Below are 6105 nucleotides of genomic sequence, written 5' to 3'. Positions count from 1 at the left end.
AGGGTGCCCGTCGGGTCCCGAAGGCAGGACACCGGGCGGCCGGCGGAGTCCTGGACGATGCGCCCGACGTCCTCGGGGTCGCAGTTCCCGCCCTCATCCGGCCGAACCACGGGAGCCGGGGCGGGCGGCTCCGTGGACCATCGACCGATGCCGGCCGGGCCGGTCCCGCCGACGGGCGCGCAGAACAGCACAAGGCCGTTGACGGCGGTCGCGGGCGAGGTGTCCTCGGCGGGGGAACAGGCCTCTCCGACGAAGACGGAGGATGCTCGCGGAGTCGGCACCGGCAGTGACGCGACACCGTCCGGGGCGGCGGAGGTTCCGGAGGGGCCCGGCGCCCGTGAGACGTCAGGCGTCGCAGCCGCGGCGGAGGTCCCGAGCGCGCCCGGGCCGCCCGGGTCCTGAGACGACGCACTCGGCGTGACCACCGAGCCCGGCCGGGCGACCGAGCCGCCGGACCCACTCGACCCCGGCTCCGAGCATCCGACGACCAGCGCGAGCAGCAGCCCTCCGGCCACGGTCAGGCCGAGACGGCCACGGCCTCGAAGACCACCACGGCCTCGAAGACCGCCACGGCCTCGAAGACCGCCATACACGGCGTACCTCCCGTCGCACCTCGGGAGCCGGAGTCATACCCCGGTCCAGGCCGCCCGATCTCAAGACCTGTGTTCCAGCTTAGGTAACCTGCCGCTCACACCGTGGTCACTTGCCCGAACTGGGAGATCCGATCGTCCGCCGCCACGGGAACCAGCGTCCCGTCGACCTCCATCTCCGTCGCGACCTGGGCCAGCCGAACGGCGGGCCGCGCCGGCAGCGGCGCGGTGTCCGCCTGGGTCCCGAGCTCCACCCAGCCGACCAGCACCTCGTCCGACGTCAGCCCGAACGCCCCCCGGACCTCGGCGCTGTCCTGCATCGGCACCGACTTCCAGGCCGAGGCGACGCCGAGCGCGTGCGCGGCCAGGCAGATGTTCTGCGCCGCTGCCGCGGCCGAGGCGTCCTGCTCGGCGACCGGAACCTTCGAACCGACACGGGATGCGACGACGGCGATGAGCGCCGGGGAACGGGTGGCCTTGCCCGCGGTCTTGCGGATGACCGGCTCGGGCAACCCGCCGAGGGCCTCGGCGGCCCGCTTGATCGCCGCAGCCAGGGTGGCGCGGGCATCGCTCCGCACAACCACGAAGCGCCAGGGCCGCAGCATCTTGTGATCCGGCGCCGTGGTGGCGGCGCCAAGCATGATCATAATCTGCTCCACCGTCGGACCGGGTTCGACGAGCCGGGTCGCTGTGCGGCGCGTCATCAGGCAGGCGAGAGCGTCCATGAAAACTCCTCGGGGGATCGCGGTTCGGGGAGCCCCCGCGGGAAGTACCGATCTCCCGGCCGGCGACCGCGACCCAGCCAGCGGTGACAGCCGCCGGTGGATCTGGAACGGTGACAGGTTACCGTAGATATTGCCCCGCTCGGACCTCCGCCGGGAGGCTCTCGTCACCGCCGTCGTTGAAATAGACCATCTGGCCAAGCGATACGGGTCCCAGCGCGCCGTCCGGGACGTGAGTTTCACGGTGCGGGAAGGGAACATCACCGGTTTTCTGCGGCCGAACGGCTCCGGCAAGACAACGACGCTGCGCATCCTGCTGAGTCTGGTCACCCYTGGTTCCGGCAGTGTGCTGGTCTTCGGTGGCTGCGGGGCGGTCGAGGTGAACGCGGCCGGCTGGAGAGTAGTCGGCTGGGGAGTGTTGGCCCAGGTGGCGGCGCTCCTCGCGGTGCGGCGGGAGCTGCCGTCATGACCGCGCCAGGCTGGCCGCCGGCGGATGAGCCGTCCGGGTCGCGCCGTCCCGGCCGGGACCCGGCGGTGGCACCGGCGTGGGATGGGTCACCTCAGGCGCGTCGGGTACGCGCATCCCCCACCGCATCGGGTCGCGATCGGCCTACCATCCGGCACATGGTGCCGTGCCCGACATGCGCGGAGGACAACCACGAGCGGGCCCGCTTCTGCTCCGGATGTGGGAACCCCCTTCCCACCCCGGGGAGCGGCGCCCGGAAGACCGTRACGATCATGTTCGTGGACATCACCGGGTCCACCGACATCGGCGAGAGAATCGACTCCGAACCGCTGCAGCAGGTCATGTGGCGGTTCTTCACCACCGTCCGTGAAGTGATCTACACCCACGGCGGATCGGTCGAGAAGTTCATCGGCGACGCCGTCTTCGCCGTCTTCGGCATTCCCGTGCTGCACGAGGACGACGCGCTGCGCGCGGTTCGCGCCGCCCTCGACATCCGGGCGGCGATGGAGGCGCTCAATGCCGACCTGCAGCGCGAGTGGGGCCTGAAACTGCGGGTGCGGATCGGGATCAACACCGGCGAGGTGACCGTCRCAGGCGGTGGCGTCACCGGCGATCCGGTGAACGTCGCCTCCCGGCTGGAACACGYCGCTCCCCCCGACGAGATCCTCATCGGGGACACCACCTACCGCTTCATCCGGCACAGCGTCACGGTAAGCCCGCTCGGCCCCCTGGTCGTCCAGGGCAAGCGCGACCCGCTGCGGGTGCACCGGTTGATCGGGCTGGTAGACCCGACCGCGGGTCCCGGCAGCCGGGCCCCGACCCACGGCTTCACCGCCCCGGTCATCGGGCGTAACCGGGAACGCCGCCGGCTGCAGGACGCCTTCGAGGCCGTGGTCGAGGAACGCACCTGCCACCTGTTCACCGTGCTGGGCCCGGCGGGCATCGGCAAGTCCCGGATGGTCGGCGAGTTCTGCGCGGCCATGGCGAACCGGGCGACCGTGCTCACCGGGCGTTGCCTGTCCTACGGCGAGGGCATCGCCTACTGGCCGCTGATGGAGATGGTGCGCCAGGCCACTGGTCTGTCCGCTGACGAGAGCGCCCCGGACGGGCGGCGTCGGCTGCGGGAACTGCTCGACGGTGTCACCCAGGCGGCGGAGATCGTCGAGGCGCTCGCGCCCCTGGTGGGGCTGGGCGGCGCGGAACTCGGTCCGCAGGAAAGCTTCTGGGCCGTCCGGTCCTTCTTCCAGGCGCTGGCGGCCCGACGCCCGCTGATCCTGTGGTTCGACGACGTGCACTGGGCCGAGCCGACCCTGCTCGACCTGCTGGAGAACATCGCCGACTGGTCCCGCGACGCCCCCATCATGCTGCTGTGCCTGGCCCGCCCGGAACTGCTGGAGGAGCGGCGGGACTGGGGAGGCGGCAAGCTCAACGCCACCTCGATGCTGCTGGCGCCGCTGACCGAGGCGCGCTGCCAGCGCCTGATCCGCACCCTGATGGGCTCCGACGACCTCGACCCGGCCCTCGTCTCCCGGATCACTACCTCCGCGGCCGGCAACCCACTGTTCGTCGAGCAGATGGTGGCGGCCCTCGTCGACGACGGCCTGCTGCGCCGGGAGGGCAGCCGGTGGATCGCCACCGGCAGCCTGCGCAATGTGACGGTGCCGCCGACCATCTCGTCCCTGCTCGCGGCCCGGCTCGACCGGCTCGACCCGCCCGAACGGCGGGTCCTTGAACGCGCCGCCATCGTGGGGGAACGCTTCTACCTCGACGCTGTCATCGACCTGTCGGACCCGAGCGAACAGCCGATGGTCGCCGCCCACTGTCTGAGCCTGGTCCGCAAGGAACTGGTGCATCCGGACCGGTCCGACCTGCCCGGCGTCGAGGCGTTTCGGTTCCTGCACGTGCTGCTGCGCGACTGCGCCTACCAGTCCACCGCCAAACGGCAGCGCGCCGATCTGCACCAGCGGTTCGCCCAGTGGCTGCAGACCCGGCTGGAGGGTGGCCCCGGTGAGCACGACGAACTGGTCGGCTACCATCTGGAGCAGGCGTTTCGTTACCGGGTGGAGATCGGGCAGCGCGACACCGAGACGATCGAGCTGGGCCGATCCGCGGCGACCTGTCTGATCGAGGCGGCGGACCGGGTGCGCCAGGGCGACGAGACCGGCGCGGMCCAGCTGCTCAAGCGGGCCATCACCCTGCTGCCCGAGACGGACCCACTGCGGCTACGGGCCGAGATCGACCTCGGCTGGGCGCTGTACTCGTTCGGCCGGCTCTCCGACGCCGAGCGCATCCTGCGCCAGGTGACCGAGCGGGCCCGGCGCGCCGGGGAGGAGGGCCTGCGGGCCCACGCCCGGCTCGCGTACCTGCGGGTGCTGTTCTCCACCGATCCGGAGGGCCTGGTCGCCAGGACGCTGACCGAAGCCGCGGTGTGCCTGACCAACTTCGTGCAGGCCGGCGACGAGGTCGGCGCGGCGCTCGCCTGCCGTAGCCAGGCCAATGCCTACCTGGCGGCCGGGCAGTTCGCCGCGGCCGAGCGGGCGATGGAGAACGCCGTCCGGCACGCGGAGGAGTCCGGCGTGCCCCGGGCCGCGCAGTCGCTGCGCCGCGAGCTCACCATGCTCATGAGTTGGGGGCCCCGGCCGGTCGCCGTCGGGATCACCCGGGCGAACGAGGCCCTCGACGCCGCCGGCGACGACCGGGCTCTGCGTCGGGCCGTGCTCGCCCAGCTCGCGGTCCTCACCGCCATGTCGGGGGATCTGGAGGGCGCGCGGATCCATCTCAAGGCGACCGAGGAGATCGTTCACGACCTGCGCGCCCCGCGGACCGACCCCTTTCATGGCGGGTTCGTCGTGGCCCGGGTGGCGCTGCTCGCCGACGAGCTGGCAGTCGCCGAGCGGGAGCTGCGGCGAAGCTGCCGGCAGCTGTCCCGGATGGGGGAACGCGCGTTCCTGGCCAACCGGGCCGCGGCACTCGCCGACGTTCTCGTCCGGCTCGGCAAGGTTGACGACGCGGGCAAGTATGTCACCCGGTGTCGGGACGCCGCCGCCGCCGACCAGCTACCGGCCCAGGCCGGATGGTGCGGGGTCCACGCGAAGCTCCTGGCGCTGCGCGGCCGCGATGCCGAGGCCCTCCGGTTCGCCGACACCGCCGTCGATCTCGCCAGCCGCACCGACGACGTCGACGGCCAGGGACATGCGCTGCTGTCCCGCGCCGAGGTTCTCTACCGGGCCGGCCGCAAGGACGACGCCGCCGAGAGCCTGGAGGCTGGCATCACCCGGTATCTGCACCGGGGCAACGTCGCCGCGGCAAACCTCGGCCGCCGGCTGTTCGACGCGCTCGACGGTCCCCCGCCGGGAACCGGAGGCCCCCCACCAGGGACGGGAGACCCCTCAGCAGGGACGGGAGACCCCTCGCCAGGAACTGGCTAGCGGGGGTCCGCGCCCGCGCGCTCAGCGCAGCAGTCCGCGCAGCCGCGCCTGTTCCTGCAACCAGTACATCTCCTGCGCCCACAACCGCAGCCGCTCGACGGCGGCGAGCTCGCCGGCCAGAGCCTGCGCCACGGACGGCCGGCTCAGTACCTCAACGCCGACGGGCGCCCACGGCCAGGCGGCCTCCTCCTCGCAGGCTCGCTGGTAGGCGGCCCGCCGCAGGGCTATCTCGGCGAGGGCGAAATCGATCTGCTCGGAGAGCAGGTCGAGACGCGCAAGCAGGTCCGCGTCACGAACCCACGGACGGCCGCTATAAGCGGGCAATGGAGCGGGCCGCGCAGACATGTTGGGGGAAGGGTACGAGCCCGCGGACACCGGGAACAACACGCATCCCGAAACAGACCTCTGAGCTGCGGTTCATTCTTCCACCCGGCCGGAATCGGCGGCCCCCTCGGGGAGAACCCGGTGGACACCCGAGTCGGGTGAGACGACTGTCGGGACGTGAGCAACGGAGGTCCGAGGGTAACGCCTACGGTACGGCGTCCATGGTGCCGATCAGATCCGTAAGCCAGCCTGGGGGTCTTTCGGTGAGTCTCACACCACCCGTCCTGCTGATGGTGCTCGGTTTTCCACTCTTCGTAATGGCGGGGATGCTCATGATGGGCGGAATCGAGAAACGTCTGATCGGCTCCCGCGGGTTGCTCTCCCTGGTCACCGAGGACGGCACCGCCTCGGTGGGTGACTCCGGACCATCCGGTGCACGACCGTCACCCAGCGCACCCGCGGCCCTCAGCGCACCCGCCACCCTCAGCGCACCCGCCACCCCCAGCGCACCCGCGTCATCGGGCGATCGGACGTCACCGCTCATCGGCTGAGCCGTCTCCCAGCCAGCGGGATGC

The 6105-nt window shown here is 71.8% G+C and carries 6 protein-coding genes; 3 read left to right on the top strand and 3 right to left on the bottom strand.

The genetic code is table 11. The features are described 5' to 3' along the window. Both CcI156_RS12240 and CcI156_RS12235 read right to left on the bottom strand, forming a co-directional pair. On the bottom strand, positions 1 to 515 hold a 515-nt coding region (locus CcI156_RS12240; protein WP_076805759.1), incomplete at its 3' end, for a hypothetical protein. 173 nt (positions 516 to 688) lie between these two features. Continuing rightward, the gene (locus tag CcI156_RS12235; RefSeq protein WP_011434526.1) at positions 689 to 1315 is read right to left on the bottom strand and encodes a nitroreductase; all 627 of its coding nucleotides are present in this window, start codon (positions 1313 to 1315) and stop codon (positions 689 to 691) included. Positions 1316 to 1445: 130 nt separating this feature from the next. Between CcI156_RS12235 and CcI156_RS24070 the strand changes: the two genes are divergently transcribed. After that, positions 1446 to 1781, top strand: coding sequence for an ATP-binding cassette domain-containing protein (locus CcI156_RS24070; protein ID WP_254847392.1), 336 nt, complete (start codon positions 1446 to 1448; stop codon positions 1779 to 1781). Between the two features lie 155 nt (positions 1782 to 1936). After that, the gene (locus tag CcI156_RS12225; RefSeq protein ID WP_254847391.1) at positions 1937 to 5206 is read left to right on the top strand and encodes an adenylate/guanylate cyclase domain-containing protein; all 3270 of its coding nucleotides are present in this window, start codon (positions 1937 to 1939) and stop codon (positions 5204 to 5206) included. Positions 5207 to 5227: 21 nt separating this feature from the next. Here CcI156_RS12225 and CcI156_RS12220 read toward each other — a convergent pair whose 3' ends face one another. Next, positions 5228 to 5551, bottom strand: coding sequence for a hypothetical protein (locus CcI156_RS12220; protein WP_011434523.1), 324 nt, complete (start codon positions 5549 to 5551; stop codon positions 5228 to 5230). Positions 5552 to 5793: 242 nt separating this feature from the next. Here CcI156_RS12220 and CcI156_RS12215 point away from each other — a divergent pair, with 242 nt between their 5' ends. Beyond that, the gene (locus CcI156_RS12215; RefSeq protein ID WP_035728991.1) at positions 5794 to 6081 is read left to right on the top strand and encodes a hypothetical protein; all 288 of its coding nucleotides are present in this window, start codon (positions 5794 to 5796) and stop codon (positions 6079 to 6081) included. The last annotated feature ends 24 nt before the right edge of the window (positions 6082 to 6105 follow it).

Origin of the sequence: Frankia sp. CcI156 (assembly GCF_001983015.1) — a bacterium.
GTDB lineage: Bacteria > Actinomycetota > Actinomycetes > Frankiales > Frankiaceae > Frankia > Frankia casuarinae.
This window is presented reverse-complemented; position numbering and strand designations above follow the sequence as displayed.

What these genes read in the sequence shown, in the direction of transcription:
- CcI156_RS12235 (WP_011434526.1), bottom strand. Translation starts at nt 1,315, where the DNA reads ATGGACGCTCTCGCCTGCCTGATGACGCGCCGCACAGCGACCCGGCTC.
- CcI156_RS12220 (WP_011434523.1), bottom strand. Translation starts at nt 5,551, where the DNA reads ATGTCTGCGCGGCCCGCTCCATTGCCCGCTTATAGCGGCCGTCCGTGG.